Genomic DNA, 18,000 nt, shown 5'->3' with positions numbered 1-18,000 from the left:
GTGCTCATCGATTCGCTACAATTCTACAATAATGAAGACACGTCAATACTCAAAAATCTAGAATCACCTGAGCCAGTTAGAATATTAACATACAATTTCATCCCACTCCAGCTCAAACTTGCTATTCCGATATTGATATTTTCACTTTCCTGGAAATCTGTAACTTGGATCAACTGCTGGGTGGTAACATTCTTAATCCAAACTTGATTTGCTCCAGATCTGTCGGAAACAAAAGCAAGCAGATCTGAATTTGAAGGAGAAAAAGAAGGATTGCTATCGTTCCAATCAGAGACTACCCAATTTCTCAAAGTAGTTGGACTACTCAAAGCAAAACCAACAACATCATAAGAAAAGCCAATTGGGATGTCCTTTGGAACAGTAATTCCATAGGCTACACTTTTCTCTTCAATAGAATAATTCATTCCAAGCATAGGAGCATAGTCATTCTCAATATCTTCCACATCTCGAAGAATCGCCTTAGGATTAGTGGCAAATGGTGAAAGATTATAGGAAATGACGCTTTGATCTCCTCCATCCAAGCTATCCAGGAAATAGATCAAGGTCGTATCCCCAGAGCCAAAAACAGGAAAGTAGCTTAGGAAAGAATCACTGACAATTTCCTCAACCTCACGTGAAACAACCGAATATACTTTGATAGCTGAGGTGCTTTGCCCTCCACTCACGAAAACCGCCTTCTCGCCACTTGCAGACCAAGATGGATATTGGCCATTTTCAAAAATTAACTTTTCAGACTTACTATTGAGATCAAAAACAAAAACCTGCTGGGCCTGGACACTAGATCCCGCTTCTGAAATGGTATAGATCACTTTAGTCCCAGCAGGAGAAACTTGTGGATGAGTGATATAATCGAAGCTGACTTTTTCAAGAATTGTTTGAGAAGCAGGAAGTTCATTCGGCACGACCATCACACGGTTCGTTCTATTGCTTACGTTTGCTCTTTTGGCAATCACGAAAAACTCCTGTCTCACGCCAGGCTCCAATCCCTCAACCAGATAAGACATCTGGCCAGCTGGGATTTCTACAAGTTTATAATTGGTACTGGAAGTAAGCGACTTTGTCCACACTTCGTAGAAAGATGCCGGAACGATGGAAGGGCAGTTGATAGTACAAATCTGTGCTGAAGACCAAGTGAGCTCCACACTAGTTCCATCAACGAGTCTGGTACTAAGTGTAGGTGTTTCCAAAAAACTCCCATCCGGTATAGGATCATCGAAGTTTTGACAGGAGGAAAAAGCAAGGATCAGGACAAAGAGTAAAGCAATATTCTTCATAATTTATTTAGTTAAATCCTGTACGGATTTAAATGGGGTAGAGGTTTAGGCTAATTTTAGAATTGATATCCTACGCCAAGTTGAACCCCAAATTCCTGCAAGATTTGCTTGTAGTTCCCTTCTTTTTCAAAAGGAATCACGTTGTGCCTTTTGTAGTTGGGAAAAATAGAAAATGAAAACTTCTCTGTATCCAACTTTGCACCAATACCAGCCAAATAGCCAACTCCACTTTGGTCAGAGAAATTATTCCCTTCGGAAAGCTGGAAATCTACTACAGGACCAGCTGCAGCATAAAAAATCTTACCTAAGGCATATTCTGCATATACTGGAATAGAAAGAATTCTGAAATCAGGATTATGAGAATAGCCATACAAGCAATTTATACATGGAGGGAAATTAGGGCTGTATTTAATTTGCGCAAATGAATAATTCAGTCCTCCACTCAGCGAAAACCTATCACTTATACTTTTCGAAAATAAAACACCGACCTCCACTAAGTTTTCAATATCCACAGAGCTAGCTCCATCCAAATTTGCGTTCCAGTTGGCCATAGCTCCCGAAGCTCCAAAATAGCCTTTCACTTCTAACCTAGATTGTGCAGTCACCGAAATACTAATTAAAAGGATAAAGAATAGTAAAAGGGCATTTTTCATAAGATCGAAATTAATGATAAAAATAGTTTACCCAAGACGAAAGAAGTAGCACGTGTGCTACAAATTAATTTCATAAAGTATCTATTTTTCTTGAAGCAAGACCAGCTTCTGGAGAAGCAGGATAACCAATAAAACTGCGCTCTTTGCGCTTTCTCTGTGATCTATGCGGTTCAAAATTTTTCATAAAAAAAACGCCGACTTTTCAGCCGGCGTTTTCCATATATTAAGTAAGTCTTGATTCTAATGTCTAGAATCTAACGTCTTACTTTTTACCTTCCATTTGCTCTTTCAATTGAGTCAAAGCGTCCAAGTCACCAAGAGTTGACTTCTCAGCTGGAGCAGAAGTAGTAGAAGCAGAACCTGAATCAGATTTCTTCTTAGCTTCTTTCTTAGCTGGCTTCGCTTCTTCTCTGAACATTGCAGTGTGAGAAAGAACGATTCTCTTATCATCTTTAGAGAATTCAGTTACTTTGAAATCCAAAGACTCACCAACCTCTACTTGAGATCCGTCTTCTTTTTCCAAGTTTTTCACTGTAGCGAATCCTTCAAGACCGTAAGGCAATTCAAGAACTGCACCTTTGTCATTCTTAGAAACTACAGTACACTTATGCTCAGATCCGATAGGGAATACGCCTTCGAAAGTATCCCATGGATTTTCTTCCAATTGCTTGTGACCAAGAGCCAATCTTCTGTTGTCTACGTCAAGCTCAAGAACAGCTACTTCTAGCTCGTCTCCTACTTTCACAAACTCAGATGGATGCTTGATTTTCTTAGTCCAAGAAAGGTCAGATACGTGAACCAAACCGTCGATACCTTCTTCCAACTCAAGGAATAGGCCGAAGTTAGTCAAGTTTCTTACCACACCTTTGTGCTTAGAACCTACAGCGTACTTAGTACCCATGTCGTTCTTAGTCCAAGGATCTTCAGTCAATTGCTTGATACCAAGAGACATTTTTCTGTCGTCTTTGTCAAGAGTCAATACTACAGCTTCGATTTCGTCACCAACTTTCACAAAGTCAGCAGGATTTCTCAAATGCTGAGACCAGCTCATTTCAGACACGTGGATCAAACCTTCAACACCTGGAGCAAGCTCAAGGAACGCACCGTAGTCAGCTACGTTTACGATCTTACCTTTCACTCTAGATCCTATTTCAAGGCTAGACGCCAAAGAATCCCAAGGATGAGCAGTAAGCTGCTTCATACCCAAAGAAATTCTCTTCTTATCATCATCAAAGTCAAGAACCACAATCTGAACTTTCTGATCAAGTTGCAATACTTCTTCTGGATGATTGATACGTCCCCAAGAGATATCTGTAATGTGAAGAAGACCATCTACACCACCTAGATCGATGAATACACCGAAGTTGGTCATGTTCTTGATCACACCTTCCAATACTTGACCTTTCTCAAGGTTGTTTAGGATCTCAGCTTTTTGCTTCTCAAGATCTTTCTCGATCAACACTTTGTGAGATACTACTACGTTATCATTTGCGTGGTTGATTTTCACCACTTTTACTTCCATTTTCTTACCTACATAGATATCGAAATCTCTGATAGGCTTCACGTCGATCTGAGAACCTGGCAAGAATGCTTCTACACCGTAGATATCTACGATCAAACCACCTTTAGTTCTTCTTTTCACCAAACCTTCGATCACGTTGTCATGCTCAAGCGCATCTTCGATGTCTTGCCATGCACGTACGATCTTAGCTTTCTTACGGGAAAGGATCAACTGTCCAAGTGCGTTTTCTTGCTCTTCGATGAATACCTCTACAGTATCACCTGGCTTGATGCCATCAAGATCACGGAATTCAGAAAGAGGAACCAATCCATCAGATTTGAAACCGATGTTGATGATTACATCCTTATCATTTACACCTACTACAGTGCCTTTGATAACTTCTTTCTCAGTGATCTCGCCCAATGTATTCTCATACATTGCAGCCATTTGCTCACGCTCTGCTTTGGAATAACCTTCTCCAAAACCTTTGGTTTCGAAGTTGTCCCAGTTAAAATCTTCTTGTTTTGACATAATGTACTAACCCTGATTAGCAATAGTCCCCGGGTCAAAGAACTATCGTTTTTAGTTGTAAATCAATGCGTTAAACAAACCCAACACACTCCATTCACTCGAACGGACTGCAAAGGTATGGAATTATTGATAAATGAGGAATTTCTGGGGAAAATTTGGACGGAGTTATTCCGAAGGAAAAAATAATTTCTTTACGGGCACTTCATTCTCTACAACAATTCAAATCCTTTTCTCATCGCAAAGCTCTCCCTGATCCAGCCTGCAAGTCTGGCACCTTGGGAATGATCAAACAGTATTATTGTCTATAAGCGGTATCCCGAACTTCTGATAAATTAATTTTTGCTCGTCAGGTGTAAGCAGACCACTTTCTATTTTCATTTTTTCCTTCTTTATCCATCTTGAAAGAGTTTTAGAAGAAATTCCATATTCTTCGGCGATCTGCTGCCTCGTTTTGGCTCCGTGTTTCATAATAAAGTCAGTTGAGTAGAGACCATATCCATTAGAACTAAAATATTGAAAAACAGACATTATTAAAACCTAACAATCAAATAGTTCCGAACTTTAGCCATTCAAAAGAAATTTGTCCTGTTTTGTCCTGTTTTGTCCTGTTTTGTCCTGTTTTGTCTTGTTTTGTCCTGTTTTAAATAAAAAGTATATTTTAGATTTGACAATCCTTTAATTTTAATAAAATATCACATGGATAACTTTAACAAAAAAAGAATCACGAGGTCAATTTCCCTTGCTATTTTGCTAATGATAGTGAATTTTGGATTGGGTTTCAATTAATCCCAAGTTACTGCTCGGGCTGTTTTAGGAGAGAACTTTGTTTGGGGCTATCAACTTATGTGGGAACCTTGTTCCCAATGGTGGGACATAGATCATAGAATTTGCAGAGAAAGTAGCGGTGGATTTTGTCAGGCTAGTGCTCAAACTACTTGCCCCGGGCCTCCCTACATGGCATAACCACAAATAAATGAGACTAAGCCGACTCTCCCTTTATTGCATTATTTTTTCCTTACTGTCTTGCAAATCAGACATCAAAAAAGAGATTGATAGTAATTTAAAGCAAGCAGGGCCCCTAGTTGATATTCCAATAAACTTAGAGGATTTTAATGAGCTTTACTTTACCTCAATCTTTGACAGCCTGCATTATATCTTATTAGATTCCAATGACTCATTACCACTAGTGGGTAATATGAAAACTATAATTGAAGGAAACAATATTTATATTGAGGATAATGAGCTTAATAATCTTCATCAATTTGACCTGAAAGGAAAAATAAAATCAATTTTCAAATCCAGTGGAGAAGGCCCAGGACAATTTCTTCAAATTGAGGATTTTATAGTAAAAAATGACACAGTGATAATTTACGATCGGAGACTTGGTAAACTCATCTATTTTGACACTTCTGCAAGCTACATAAAAGAGAAATCAGAAAAAGCGGGGGCTACTAATTTCAATATTAGCGATGAATATACATTGTTCTTTTTTAGTGGGTACGCAAACTCTAGTGGAAACATCTTTCTCAGAAAATCAAAGAAAAACGCTAGCAGTTCATTTTATCCGCTTCCCGCAAATAGTAATAGGGGAGCAGTTAGATTACTTCATGGATTTGTTGAAAACAAAAAAACAAAAGAGATTTCAATCACAATTCCATATACCTATGATGTTGCCATATTGGACTCTCTAGGTAACTTAACTGATACGAGAAGATTTTCTTTTCTAAACATCCCTCCTGAAGATCCAGAAAATTCTTCTTCCCAGCCGAGCAAAGTAAATGTGTATTTCCCTATTCAAAATCAAGTTTGGATTTCTCAATTCTTTAATCGTAAGGGCTATCACTTTCTATTGAATGGTAAAAATAAAATCAGCTACCAATCAAACAACTTAAGAAATGATATAGATGGAGTCAATTTCTTTTTTTATCCAGTTGCAAAAACTGATAACTGCTTAGTTTTCTATACTCATTCGACAATCCTATTTAACCTTTACCAAAATTCACAGGATGAAATCAAAGAAAAATTCCCAAATGCTGGTATTCATCAATTTGTCAAAGATCATCGAATTGAACTAACTGACGACAGGCATGTATTGATATTTTTAAAATTCAAGGATTCATTAAAGCCGCTATTATAGAAAGCATTTTAGAGTCGAACAACAAACCTTCTGCTTCCACGAACAAAAAGACCTCTTTTACTTTTTCCACCCGTAGAAATGCTTACAAATAAATATTGCTCTTCTACAGTAGTTGAACAACATCGATTATTACTAATTTCTCTACAACAAATCAAATCCCTTCCTCATCGCGAAACTCTCTCTGATCCAGCTTGCGAGTCTTGCACTTTGAGCAAAATCCAAGGTCTGCTGACCATCGGAGTAAGCTTTCTCAGGAACTTCATGAGATTCATAGATTATTCCGTCAGCTCCGGACATCACTCCCGCCAATGCCATCTGAGGCACATAGGCACGAATACCTATTCCGTGCGAAGGATCTACAATCACAGGCAAATGTGATTTAGCTTTCAAAATCGGAATAGCATTTAGGTCCAAAGTATTTCTTGAAGCTCTTTCATAGGTTCTGATCCCTCGTTCACATAGAATCAGCTTCTCATTTCCACCGGAAAAAACATACTCAGCGGATTGCAACAGCTCTTCGATCGTACCTGAAATCCCACGCTTGATCATCACTGCCTTATCTACTTTCCCAAGTTCATCGAGAAGGTTGAAATTCTGAGAATTTCTAGCGCCAACCTGATATACATCTACATAGGGGTACATTTCTTCGATCTGGGAAGTCTGCATCACTTCGGTGACTATCTTAATACCTGCTTCACTTGCGATTTGATGCCATAACTTCAATCCTTCCAATCCCAAACCTCGAAATGCATAAGGGCTGCTTCTAGGTTTGAAGACCCCGCCACGCATCATCTTAATGTCATTTTCCACGCAGTGCGCCACTACGGCACGGATTTGCTCTTCCGTCTCGATGGAGCAAGGCCCAGTGATCACAGCCATTTCCCCTTCTTTGATGAAAACACCATCACCCAAATCAACAGAAGTTGGCTTAGCTTTCCACTTTTTGGACACCAACTTATACTCGTCAGAGACGATATGAATGTCGATGATTCCGTCCATCTGGCCGATTTTACGGATATCAAATTCCTTTTTACCAATACCTATTAGGTAGTCTCCTAATTGTGTTTTGACTTCTGTGGTTTTATAGCCAATTCCATTGACCACATTGATCAATTTATCTTTTTGGCTATCGGAAATATCGGGTTGAAGTTGGATAATCATTATTAAGTACGATTTATGAAATACGATTTACGAGGCTCTCGTAGGTTTTGAAGATAAATTGCAAATTGATGGTTAAGGCATGGAAATTTTTAATTTTCCAATCTTACAATATTTCAATTAATGACTGATTGAATGTAACTCTGGATATCCTCACTCAGATTTTTCGAATCTTTTATTGTCTTGATGAAAGCCGAACCTATAATGGCTCCATTACTATAATTGGAAGCGGTGGTAAATGTTTCCGAATCTGAAATGCCAAAACCAATCAGTCTGGGGTTCTTAAGATTCATTGCTTTTACCCGCTCGAAATACGCAATCTGCTCCTCGGTTATTCCAGCCTTCGCACCTGTGATGCTATGTGAAGAAACCATATAGATAAAGCCAGAGGTATTTTCGTCTATCTCTCTAATTCGCTTTTCGCTGGTTTGAGGTGAAATAAGGAAGGTATTGACCAAGCCATACTGCTCAAACAACTCCTTATAATCATCCAAATATTGCTGCATAGGTAAGTCAGGCAAAATCAAACCATCCACTCCGACTTCTTTGCACTTTTGGCAGAAAGCCTCCATTCCGTACTGCATAATTGGATTGAGATAGCCCATCATCACTACAGGAATATGGATTTTCGCGCGAAAACCTCTCAGTTGCTCAAAGATCTTTCTCAATGAAATCCCGTTTTCCAGCGCAATCATATTGCTGTCCTGAATAGTTGGTCCATCCGCCACTGGGTCTGAATACGGCACGCCAATCTCAATAATATCAGCTCCTCCAGCCTGGGCAGCCTCCATGATCGGCATCGTATCTTCCAATGCCGGAAAACCCGCCGTGAAGTAGATTGAGAGGACGCGCTCCTTTTTGGTTTCAAAGAGTTTATGTATTCGGTTCATTTGCATTTTCGATTTAGGATATTGGATTTACGAGCGCCTCTTTAAAATTGAGACTTTTTCCCATTCCAGCATCAACTATTTTAGTTCAACCCTTTCAGGGTTGGTATTCAATTTTAAAATTTCTTTCTCATGGGTTGCCCCCATGGCTAATCATGGTTAACCCCTTTTAAGGTTTATAGTGAAAGGTTCGTCTCAGGTTTCGGTCACTTCATTATTCAGCCTTCAACATTCTTCATTCACTATTGTTTTGTTTAGGAAAAGCATGAATTCTACGATGACGATTGAAGTTCAAAATGCCTTCGTAAATCCGATATCATATATCCCAAATCAATACTGACCCCACTTAATATAAGTATCCAAATCCTTATCGCCTCTTCCTGACAAGTTGATCACAATCACATCATCTTTGGAATATTCAATCAAGTTTAATGCATGTATCGCATGAGCAGATTCGATTGCCGGGATTATCCCTTCCAATCTACTTAACTCAATTCCTGCAGCCATTGCATCTTTATCCTCCACTGCTACGAATTCACCTCTTCCCACATCAAATAAATGAGCATGAACAGGACCTATTCCAGGATAATCCAATCCAGCAGAAATAGAATGTGGCTCTACAACTTGTCCATCCTCTGTCTGCATCAAAATCGTCTTTGATCCATGCAAAACACCTGGAGTTCCAAGGACAGTAGTTGCGGCTGATTTCCCAGACAAAACGCCCAGACCAGCAGCTTCCGCAGCAACTAAGCGAACTTGCGGGGTATTATAATAGTGGTAAAAAGCACCAGCAGCATTTGATCCTCCACCCACACAGGCAATCACTATATCCGGATTTTCTGTTCCTTCTTTCTCCTTAAGTTGCCATTTGATTTCCTCCGAAATCACGGATTGAAATCTAGCCACCATCTCTGGATAAGGGTGCGGTCCTACTACCGATCCTATGATGTAATGTGTATCCACAGGATTATTAATCCAAGCTCGCATGGCTTCGTTAGTCGCATCTTTAAGTGTTTTCGAACCCGAAGTAGCAGGCACTACTGTAGCTCCCAAAATCTTCATCCGCTCCACGTTTGGATGCTGACGTGCGATATCAATTTCGCCCATGTATATGGTACACTCCATCCCCATAAGCGCACAAACTGTCGCTGTTGCCACACCATGTTGACCCGCTCCGGTTTCTGCGATGATTCGCTTTTTCCCAAGCTTCTTTGCCAATATGATCTGGCCTATGGTATTGTTGACTTTATGAGCTCCGGTGTGACAAAGGTCTTCTCGCTTTAAATATACTTTTGCCCCATACTTTTCTGAAAGTCTAGAAGCAAAATACAAAGGAGTAGGCCTGCCTACATAGTCTTTCAGTAATCCTCTGAATTCATCCTGAAACTCCTGCGAAGCCATGATTGACTCGTAGTTTTCTTTCAGCTCTTCCACGTTTGGGTGCAACATTTCGGGGATATAAGCTCCGCCGAATTTGCCGTAAAAACCCTTTTCATCTACTTTGATCATAATTCTATAGTTGATGGCTGATAGACCATGGACCATGGACTACCAACTATGGTTTAATTTTATTCTTAAAAGTCTTTAACTTTTCAATATTCTTTACTGCTGGAGCATCTTCAAATTTCGAATTCAAATCAACCCCTGCCAAATGAGGCATTTTTGTGCTTAATGCAATTATCTCAGAAGCAGATTCCTCGTCCAGTCCTCCACTGAGAATAAATTCCTTTTCAAAAGGATATTTCTCCAACACCTGCCAATTGAACCTCTTTCCCGAACCACCATGCGCTTTGGTGGCCGTATCAAAGAGAAAGTATTCAATTAACCCGACGTATTCTCTCAATGTTTCCCAATCAATTGTTTCTCCTACAGAAACAACCTTCCAAAGCTTCTTGCTAGTTTTCAATTTGAGTTGCCTTACAAATTCCGGACTTTCATTTCCATGCAGTTGAACTGCTGACAACTTGAATTCATCGATTTTGGCAAGAATAAACTCAATGGACTCATTTACGAAAACTCCAACTTTATCCACCTCAAAGGATTGGACAGCACCTGCCAAATCAGAAGAAACATATCGTGGTGATTTGGAATAGAAAATCAAACCCATCCAATCAGGCTTAACCTCTTGAATCAGGTTTTTGATATTCTCAGGATCCCGCATCCCACAGACTTTGATTCTCATCAGATACTTACTGTTGATTCTTTAGCCAAAAGTTTCTTGTATTCTTTGATGAAATTGTAAGCTGCCTGCTCTGGACGGCTGGATTTCATAAAGTTTTCTCCTATAAGAAATCCATCAAAACCAGCTTTTTTCAAAGTGATCAAAGTAGCTGGATCAGAAATACCGCTTTCAGAAATCTTTACGAAATCACTTGGTATTTTATCAACCAAATCTAAGGAGGTTTGTAATGACACATCAAATGTTTTCAGATTCCTGTTATTCACACCTACCAAGTCTAATTCATCACAAAGGCTTCTTTCCAGTTCTTCACCATCATGCACTTCCATTAGAATTTCAAGTCCCAAACTTTTTGCGAAAGCTGCTAATTCTTTCAATCTAGCAGGCTCCAAAGCCGCTGCGATTAGCAAAATGCAATCTGCTCCGATAGACTTTGCTTCTAGAATCTGATATTCATCCACCACAAAATCCTTTCGAAGAATCGGGCAGAAATTGAATTTACGGGCTTCCTTAAGATCGGCATTACTGCCACCAAAGAAGTCAGTATCCGTCAAAATCGATAAAGCCGAGGCCCCTGCCTGCATGTATCCTATACTTACTGCTTCTACTGAAGCAGAGCCATTGATCAAACCTTTGGAAGGTGACTTTCTTTTGAATTCAGAAATGATTCCAGACTTCTCAGGATCGCACACATACTTTTTCATTGATACCACTTGCCCGTCAAAAAAGACACTTTTTTCAAGCATTTTTGCAGGCACCAAACTTTTCTTTTCTGCTACTTCTATGTGTTTTTGAGCAATAATTTTATCTAAAATATTCATACAATTTTAAGCTAAAGAAATTGAGGTTTTTGGATTGACAAGGCCTTCAAACACTGCTAATGCTTTTCCGGAAAGTAGAACTTCCTCCGCTTTTGCGACAGCATCCGTGAAAGAAAGGCCTTCTTGCGCTGTGACTAATGCTGCCGCAGAATTTGCCAATACCACTGCATTTTGACTTTTTGTGCCTTTCCCCTTCAGGATAGACTCAAAGATTTTGGCCGATTCTTGAATGGTATCTCCTCCTTTGATTGATTCGGCACTCAATCGTTGAAGACCAATGTTTTCAGGTTTTAAAACTTTCTCCCCATCATTGGAAATCATTTTGAAATCACCTGTTAATGAAATCTCATCATATCCATCCAAGGCGTGTAGGATCGAAAATCGTCCTTGCATTTCCTGATAGAGGTACCCATAAAGCCTTGCCAGCTCTAGACTAAATACACCAACCAATTGTTTTTTAGGAAAACTCGGGTTCACCATTGGGCCAAGCATATTGAAGAAGGTTTTTACACCAAGATCCTTTCTGATTGGCCCTACATGTTTCATAGCTGGGTGGAAAAGCGGAGCATGCAAAAAGCAAATCCCGACTTCGTCTAAGCTCTGACGGATCTTGTCTAAATCACTTGTGAATTCATAGCCAAAGTAGGCAAGTAAGTTTGAAGATCCACAGATGGATGACACGCCAGTATTACCATGCTTGGCTACATTCTGACCAGCTCCAGCGACTATGAAAGAAGATAAAGTAGAAATATTAAATGTATCCTTCCCGTCACCGCCAGTACCACAAAGATCCATTGCGTCATATTCAGCGATTTCGACAGGAATGCAACGCTCTAGCATAGCTTGTCTAAATCCCGAAAGTTCCTCCACAGTGATACTTCTCATCATATATACGGTCATAAAGGCCGCGATTTGACTCTGGTTATAAGTGCCGGATGTAATATTTTTTAGAACTTCAAGCGCATCTTCTCGAGTGAGCGTTCTATGTTCGATGAGATGATTTAATATTTCTTTCATAATATTTAGGAAGTAGGTGGGTGGTTTGATTCTTAATTCTCCAACCAGTTTTTGAGAATCTGCACTCCGTTTTCAGTAAGAATACTCTCTGGATGAAATTGTACGCCCCGGACATCAAACTTCTTGTGCCTCAAAGCCATGATTTGATTGTCGGGTGTACGGGCAATCACTTCCAAGTCTGATGAAAGGGTGATTTCATTAACGACCCAGGAGTGATACCTACCAATACTAAATGTATCGGGAACGTCCTTGAAAAGCAAGTCATCCTCCACTTTTACAATAGAAGCCACCCCATGAAGAACTTCTGATAAGTTAATTAAATCTCCACCAAAGGCTTCCCCGATCGCCTGATGACCAAGACAAACTCCCAATATTGACTTAGTAGAAGCATATTTCTTCAAAAGCTCAGGCATTATTCCAGCATCTTCCGGTACTCCAGGTCCAGGAGAGAGAATTATTTTATCGTATTGAGAGACATCCTCCAAGCTGATTTTATCATTTCGGAACACATCCATATCTGCCCCATAACCAAGCTGGCGGACGATATATACCAAGTTGTAGGTGAAGGAATCGTAGTTATCTAGGACGAGAATTCGCATATAATTTTATCGTTTTAATAGGTAATTCAGGTTGAAAGGTGGCAAAGTCGAAAAGTGGTAAAGTTCACTTATCCCCAACCCTTGCAATCCATTCCGTTTTACTCTATTCTTTCTTATTTTTCAAATAGGTCATTAAAGCTTTAATCTGCCTTGACAAGACAATTAACTCTTCTTTTAATTTTAAATATGTCTCTTCCGAAACTCTGTTTACTTTAACTAATAGTGCTAATTGACTTCTTAATTCACCTGCTGATCCCTTCGCATAGCCTAGAAATCTAATGAACTGAAGCTTATTGTTGTATTCAAATCCTTCGGCTATATTGTTCGAAATCGATATTGCACACCCAATTAATTGATCTCTAGATTTGTAGTCGCTTTTGAGAGGTACTTGATCAGAAAGAGAATAGATCTCTACTCCAATCTCAATTGCTTTTTGCCAAATGAGTAATTCTTCAAAACTGTTAGCCTTCATATTCAAAGATTTATATCAAATATTTTCAAGAATACTCATTATACCACTTTACAACCTTCCTACTTTAAAACCTTCCAACTCAAATATTCTCCGCCGCTCTTAAAGCCACCCTAAGCGCTTCCAGTTTATTTGCGACTTCTTGCAATTCAGATGGGATAGTTGATTTGGCGACTACACCCGCACCTGCTTGGAATCTGAGTTGATTGTTTTCAGAAACAAATGATCTGATCAAAATCGCGTGATTGAAGTCACCATTGAACCCTAAGTAGCCAATCGCTCCACCATAGAACGTTCTAGAAACATTCTCCAACTCGTCTATCAGCTCCATAGCTCTATATTTAGGAGCTCCGGAAAGTGTACCTGCAGGAAAGGTATCAGCTACCAACTGAAGTGGATTTGTTCCTTCTGGTAATTCTCCCGTCACTTTAGATACTAAGTGAATCACATGTGAATAGTATTGAATCTCTTTAAAGACATCCACGGTAACTTTCTCAGAGGATCTACTGAGGTCATTTCTCGCCAAATCCACAAGCATCACATGTTCTGAATTCTCTTTTGGATCATCATAAAGTTTGCGCGCCAAAACTGCATCTTCCTGATCATTTCCTGTACGACGGAATGTACCCGCTATTGGATAAATGGTAGCCCGTTTATCTTTCACTACGATTTGAGCTTCTGGAGAACTTCCAAAAACCTTGAAAGAACCGTAATCAAAATAAAATAAATAAGGTGAAGGATTGACAGATCTAAGGGCACGATATACATTGAATTCGTCACCTTTGAAGGCAGTGGAAAACCTTCTGGAAAGTACAATCTGGAACACATCACCTTTAAAGCAATGCTCTCTTCCTTGATTCAGAATTTTGAGAAATTCCTCATCGGTGTAGTTTGAGCTTTCTTCTCCTACTCTCTTAAACGAGTAGCTTGGAATATTTTTATTTGAAAGCAACCTTTCGATCTCATCCGTTAATTCCGGATTCTCCGCACCTGCAACCCTATGCTCTAATAAATGAAGCTCATTTTTATAATGATCTACCACAATGATATTTTGATACACCGAATATTGCATCATCGGCACCTCAGATGCCTTTGTATTCTGCAGATTGATATCTTCGAAATAGGCTACTGAATCGTATTGGATGTATCCAAAAAGTCCATTCGAGCTAAATTTAAAATTATCCTGACCCGTATCAAACTTGTTCCCAAAAGCTCTAAGGCTCTCCATCAGCTTCTGATCCGAACTCACTTTATAAGATACAGAATGCCCCAATGGTAAGGTTTCTTTCACTTCTCCAGCATTGAAACTGAAAGTTGCCAATGGATTGAAACAGATATAGGAATAACTATTCTCCTGACCATGATAATCTGAACTCTCGAGCAGAATAGGATTTGCAAAACGATCCCGAATCTGCAGATAAATACTCACAGGGGTGATCGTGTCCGCTAGGCGCTTTCTGTAAGTAGTTAAAATAGGTAGTTTAATATGAGTCATTTCGTATTTATTTATTCATATGATTATAATTTGGCTTTTAACTGCCATATGGAATCTCGCAGCGATTATAATCATGTTAGTGTGTGACTTTTTAGTGTACCTCGATTTCATGAAAAAAGGCTTACCGGAAATCCAGTAAGCCTTTTATACTATGTCGTAACGCAAAATTAAATGCAGGGGCTTTCTAAACTTCCTTTTGGAAAGAGTAAGAATGCCACCACCAGTATTTGTTTGCGATTGTTTTCATAAGAATGACAGCAAATTTAGAAAGGGATTGTTAAGGACAAAGCATCTGCACATCTTTTTTATCAAAAATTTACAGATACTAATTCAAAAACTTAAGCAAATGGGATTCATAGTGGCTAGAATCTGAAACTAAAACAATCTTAAAACGTTGACGACTAGGGAATAACCGCTACTAAAATGAAAAACATCCTATTCATCCTAATTCTTGTTTTTGTGATTCAGGGAATTGCGAAGGCACAAAACGCAGCAGAATGGACAGCTCCCATGCATCAAGTAAATTTTAAAGCTGATTCAGGAGAAGAAGCTAAAATGGAAATTGATAGGGGTTATCGCTACGCTGACCTTGATTTTGAAGGAAGAACATTCCATTTGTTTTTCAACCACGACGATAATAAAATAAAGAAAGCGCGAATTGTAGAACCTAAAACCAATCTACAAATTGCCAGAGGAAAGGGAAGTTACTTCTGGGGTAGTGCCCGATTTGAATTTGTAGATGGAGAAGTCTACAAAGTAAAAAGGAAGCGACATACAAACGGATATGAGATAATAGGCCCAAACGGCATACTTTTCAAAGTAGAAAACCACGCAATCAGCCCAGTAAAGCCTTTAAATGAAAAAGATTTTTTGGCTCAGGCATTTTATGTTTTTGAAAGGATAAAAATAACCCAAAGCAATCCCTCAGATGTGATGATATATTACTCAAGTTATTACCCAATTGGACCGAATGAGTAATTTCGCGAAACAAACGCTCTAACATTATGGCAAAAGCATTTCCACAGTATTTCAAGCGAGTTTTTGACGATTACCAAGTTTTGGTACAAGTTGAACCTGAGACGTTCACAGGGATTGAACTAATAGTGCATCCAGATGGAAAAATAGAAAAGACAGAAATGACCTTTGATGAAGAGATTTTTGAAGACCTAGCAGAGGACGAATTTATCCACTGCAATGTGTTGGAATTCCAGATGCACTTCGCTAAGACGAAGTAATTTCAAATCTCAAATCTATACTTTGAAATTAATCCCCCTCATAGTCAGTGCCAAAAGCCGTTAATTAGGCAATCCTGATTAGGATCATTGTAAAAAATGAATTTCTCCTTACCTTTGCGCCGGCGGCACGACCAGCTCCTGCTGAATCCCCCAGGTCCGGAAGGAAGCAAGGGTAGGTGGTTGAGCGGTGCGATGCCGCTTCTTTTTTGCCCTATTTTTTCTTGGGCACCTCCAATCAAGTTCCAAATCTTGATTAATCTTCTAACTTTGTTTCTTACAATCAAATCCATTTGGAATCATCCTTCTACATGGCTTTTACCCTGTTTTTTATTTAAGACAAGAATAACAAAGCTTAAGAAGAGAGGTTTCAAAACCTATTAAACAATTTAAACATGAAATTCTTTATTGACACAGCCAATCTTAGTGACATTCGCGAAGCTTATGACCTAGGTGTTTTAGATGGCGTAACTACCAACCCTTCATTGATGGCCAAAGAAGGCATCAGCGGAGATGAAAAAGTAAGAGCTCACTACAAAGCGATCTGTGATATCGTAGATGATAAAGTTAGTGCTGAGGTAATCTCCACCGATTTCGAAGGCATGGTAAAAGAAGGAAAAGAGCTTGCTAAGATCGATGACAAAATCGTGGTAAAAATCCCAATGATCAAGGATGGCTTAAAAGCACTAAAATATTTCCAAAGTGAAGGAATCCGTACTAACTGTACGCTGATTTTCTCTGCTGGCCAGGCACTTTTGGCTGCAAAAGCAGGGGCTTCTTATGTATCTCCATTTATTGGTAGATTAGATGATATTGCATTCGACGGCATGGATCTTATCGCTCAAATTGTACACATTTATGGCAATTATGGTTTCGAAACTGAGGTTCTTGCAGCTTCAGTAAGACATACTATGCACCTATTGAAATGTGCAGAAGTAGGCGCAGATGTTGTTACCTGTCCATTGAAAGTAATCACTGGCTTACTCAATCATCCTTTGACTGACTCTGGTTTGGCAACGTTTTTGGCAGATCATGCCAAAGCAGCTGGCAAATAAATAAGTAAAAGGCCGGCATTTGCCGGTCTTTTTTTCAATTTCCCCTATGTATATTATCAAAGTAAAAGGCAAAGCGAAAATCCCTGACTATATACAAATCAGAGATGAGAACTTTGTATTAGTAGCCTATTTCAGGGCAGATAGGCCATTGAAAAAAATGGAGAAATTTGGCTTAGAAGGAAAGGAAGATGAATTAGAAGCGTTAATAAAAGAACTTCCTTTTGGAAAACTGCAAAAATTAGAACTATAAGAATGGATTTCAGTACTCAGCCTGTACTTCAGGTAAAACAAGCAACAATCTTTCAAGGCTTAGATCCAATCCTAGCCGATGTTAATTTCTCGGTAGAGCAACACGAATTTGTATTTCTAATCGGCAGAACTGGGAGCGGAAAAAGCTCCTTGCTTAAAACACTTTACGCAGATTTGGAGTTGAGAAGTGGAAGTGCGGAAGTGGCAGGATTTAATTTGGAAAATATTAAAACCAAGGAAATCCCCTTTCTGAGAAGAAAAATCGGAATTATTTTCCAGGATTTCCAACTCTTCAATGATAGATCTGTAGCAGAAAATCTAGCTTTTGTGATGAGAGCTACTGGATGGACAGATAAATCAAAAATCAATTCAAGAATGGCTGAGGTCCTACTTTTGGTAGGTCTGAATAATGCATCTAGTAAAATGCCGCATCAGCTTTCTGGGGGAGAGCAACAGCGTGTGGTAATCGCTAGAGCTTTACTTAACGAACCTTCAATACTACTTGCAGATGAACCTACCGGAAACCTCGACCCGGATGTTGCCGATGGGATCTTCAAGCTTTTCCAGGAAATCAACAAAAAGGGCACAGCGATATTGATGGCAACCCATAATTATGATTTACTTCGTAAGTACCCATATAGAGTACTGAAATGCGAAAATGGAGAACTCAAGGATAGTCAGACACACGACGTTTCCTATGGTTCGACATTCTAAAATCGAATAAT

General features: G+C 39.2%; 19 protein-coding genes and 1 other RNA gene. 7 read left to right on the top strand and 13 right to left on the bottom strand.

Features of this window, described 5'->3' with window-relative positions; genetic code table 11:
* Positions 1–23: 23 nt before the first annotated feature.
* The 4 genes from AACZ87_RS17735 to AACZ87_RS17720 all read right to left on the bottom strand — a co-directional run bounded on the left by AACZ87_RS17735 (position 24) and on the right by AACZ87_RS17720 (position 4,445).
* The gene (locus AACZ87_RS17735; RefSeq protein ID WP_339869118.1) at positions 24–1,292 is read right to left on the bottom strand and encodes a hypothetical protein; all 1,269 of its coding nucleotides are present in this window, start codon (positions 1,290–1,292) and stop codon (positions 24–26) included.
* 56 nt (positions 1,293–1,348) lie between these two features.
* A complete protein-coding gene (locus AACZ87_RS17730) occupies positions 1,349–1,945 on the bottom strand; it encodes an outer membrane beta-barrel protein (protein ID WP_339869116.1) in 597 nt (198 codons plus the stop codon).
* A gap of 262 nt (positions 1,946–2,207) precedes the next feature.
* Positions 2,208–3,977, bottom strand: coding sequence for a 30S ribosomal protein S1 (rpsA, locus tag AACZ87_RS17725; RefSeq protein ID WP_339869114.1), 1,770 nt, complete (start codon positions 3,975–3,977; stop codon positions 2,208–2,210).
* 285 nt (positions 3,978–4,262) lie between these two features.
* A complete protein-coding gene (locus tag AACZ87_RS17720; RefSeq protein WP_339869112.1) occupies positions 4,263–4,445 on the bottom strand; it encodes a helix-turn-helix domain-containing protein in 183 nt (60 codons plus the stop codon).
* A 505-nt stretch (positions 4,446–4,950) separates the two neighbouring features.
* Here AACZ87_RS17720 and AACZ87_RS17715 point away from each other — a divergent pair.
* Positions 4,951–6,114: a 6-bladed beta-propeller gene (locus AACZ87_RS17715; protein ID WP_339869111.1), complete on the top strand. Its 1,164-nt coding sequence runs from the start codon at positions 4,951–4,953 to the stop codon at positions 6,112–6,114.
* 141 nt (positions 6,115–6,255) lie between these two features.
* Here the strand turns inward: AACZ87_RS17715 and AACZ87_RS17710 are convergent, their stop codons facing one another.
* The 9 genes from AACZ87_RS17710 to AACZ87_RS17670 all read right to left on the bottom strand — a co-directional run bounded on the left by AACZ87_RS17710 (position 6,256) and on the right by AACZ87_RS17670 (position 14,739).
* Positions 6,256–7,275, bottom strand: a complete 1,020-nt coding sequence (locus AACZ87_RS17710; protein WP_339869109.1) for a bifunctional 3-deoxy-7-phosphoheptulonate synthase/chorismate mutase — start codon at positions 7,273–7,275, stop codon at positions 6,256–6,258.
* A gap of 113 nt (positions 7,276–7,388) precedes the next feature.
* Positions 7,389–8,162 carry a tryptophan synthase subunit alpha gene (gene trpA / locus AACZ87_RS17705; RefSeq protein WP_339869108.1) on the bottom strand — a complete coding sequence of 258 codons (774 nt, stop codon included), beginning with the start codon at positions 8,160–8,162 and terminating at the stop codon, positions 7,389–7,391.
* Between the two features lie 327 nt (positions 8,163–8,489).
* Entirely contained in the window at positions 8,490–9,668 is a 1,179-nt protein-coding gene (gene trpB, locus AACZ87_RS17700) for a tryptophan synthase subunit beta (RefSeq protein ID WP_339869106.1), read from the bottom strand.
* A gap of 46 nt (positions 9,669–9,714) precedes the next feature.
* Entirely contained in the window at positions 9,715–10,341 is a 627-nt protein-coding gene (locus AACZ87_RS17695; RefSeq protein WP_339869104.1) for a phosphoribosylanthranilate isomerase, read from the bottom strand.
* Complete coding sequence (trpC, locus tag AACZ87_RS17690; RefSeq protein WP_339869102.1) at positions 10,341–11,159, bottom strand: indole-3-glycerol phosphate synthase TrpC; 819 nt, start codon at positions 11,157–11,159, stop codon at positions 10,341–10,343. Before trpC ends, AACZ87_RS17695 begins: the two co-directional genes overlap by 1 nt.
* A gap of 6 nt (positions 11,160–11,165) precedes the next feature.
* The gene (gene trpD / locus AACZ87_RS17685) at positions 11,166–12,176 is read right to left on the bottom strand and encodes an anthranilate phosphoribosyltransferase (RefSeq protein ID WP_339869100.1); all 1,011 of its coding nucleotides are present in this window, start codon (positions 12,174–12,176) and stop codon (positions 11,166–11,168) included.
* Between the two features lie 32 nt (positions 12,177–12,208).
* On the bottom strand, positions 12,209–12,775 hold the full coding sequence (locus AACZ87_RS17680) for an aminodeoxychorismate/anthranilate synthase component II (RefSeq protein ID WP_339869098.1): 567 nt from the start codon (positions 12,773–12,775) through the stop codon (positions 12,209–12,211).
* Positions 12,776–12,878: 103 nt separating this feature from the next.
* Positions 12,879–13,247 carry a four helix bundle protein gene (locus tag AACZ87_RS17675; protein WP_339869096.1) on the bottom strand — a complete coding sequence of 123 codons (369 nt, stop codon included), beginning with the start codon at positions 13,245–13,247 and terminating at the stop codon, positions 12,879–12,881.
* Positions 13,248–13,326: 79 nt separating this feature from the next.
* Entirely contained in the window at positions 13,327–14,739 is a 1,413-nt protein-coding gene (locus AACZ87_RS17670; RefSeq protein WP_339869094.1) for an anthranilate synthase component I family protein, read from the bottom strand.
* A 423-nt stretch (positions 14,740–15,162) separates the two neighbouring features.
* Here AACZ87_RS17670 and AACZ87_RS17665 point away from each other — a divergent pair, with 423 nt between their 5' ends.
* The 6 genes from AACZ87_RS17665 (at position 15,163) to AACZ87_RS17640 (ending at position 17,989) form a co-directional block, all read left to right on the top strand.
* Entirely contained in the window at positions 15,163–15,717 is a 555-nt protein-coding gene (locus AACZ87_RS17665) for a hypothetical protein (protein WP_339869092.1), read from the top strand.
* A gap of 26 nt (positions 15,718–15,743) precedes the next feature.
* On the top strand, positions 15,744–15,974 hold the full coding sequence (locus AACZ87_RS17660) for a hypothetical protein (RefSeq protein ID WP_283414214.1): 231 nt from the start codon (positions 15,744–15,746) through the stop codon (positions 15,972–15,974).
* Positions 15,975–16,091: 117 nt separating this feature from the next.
* An RNA gene (ffs, locus tag AACZ87_RS17655) (signal recognition particle sRNA small type) lies at positions 16,092–16,182 on the top strand.
* Positions 16,183–16,366: 184 nt separating this feature from the next.
* The gene (fsa, locus tag AACZ87_RS17650) at positions 16,367–17,026 is read left to right on the top strand and encodes a fructose-6-phosphate aldolase (protein WP_339869089.1); all 660 of its coding nucleotides are present in this window, start codon (positions 16,367–16,369) and stop codon (positions 17,024–17,026) included.
* Positions 17,027–17,072: 46 nt separating this feature from the next.
* Positions 17,073–17,276, top strand: a complete 204-nt coding sequence (locus AACZ87_RS17645) for a fructose-6-phosphate aldolase (protein ID WP_091692045.1) — start codon at positions 17,073–17,075, stop codon at positions 17,274–17,276.
* A 2-nt stretch (positions 17,277–17,278) separates the two neighbouring features.
* A complete protein-coding gene (locus AACZ87_RS17640; protein WP_339869087.1) occupies positions 17,279–17,989 on the top strand; it encodes an ATP-binding cassette domain-containing protein in 711 nt (236 codons plus the stop codon).
* Positions 17,990–18,000: the final 11 nt, after the last annotated feature.

Source organism: uncultured Algoriphagus sp., from assembly GCF_963974365.1.
Lineage (GTDB): Bacteria > Bacteroidota > Bacteroidia > Cytophagales > Cyclobacteriaceae > Algoriphagus.
The sequence above is the reverse complement of the archived record's forward strand: the minus strand, read 5'-3'. Positions and strand labels throughout refer to the sequence as shown.